Annotated in this window: 1 pseudogene; it reads left to right on the plus strand. The window is 70.2% G+C overall.

Going from position 1 to position 238, the window contains the following annotated elements:
• Window positions 1-238: pseudogene (locus R0J92_RS26405) on the plus strand (LacI family transcriptional regulator); the annotation flags it as partial.

The following is a 238-nucleotide window of genomic DNA, read 5'->3' on the forward strand; positions in this document are numbered from 1 at the left end:
ATCGGCTGCCTTGTGCCCACGTTGGCCAACCCGGCCTTTGCCCAAGCCGCTCAGCGCGTGCATGAGGCCCCGTGCAAGACCGGCTACCCGCTTTTAAGCGCAAGCTCGAACTACGACGGTGCGGCAGATTGTGCGGACATTCCGCCCCTGCTGGACAAAGGCGGAGCGCGCCCGGTGCTGACCATGCTTCCCCCCGAGCGCCGCGCCGCGCCCGACCCGGCGCGTGCGCGTGGCACCC

Source organism: Tritonibacter sp. SIMBA_163 (assembly GCF_046535935.1).
Classification (GTDB): domain Bacteria; phylum Pseudomonadota; class Alphaproteobacteria; order Rhodobacterales; family Rhodobacteraceae; genus Epibacterium; species Epibacterium scottomollicae.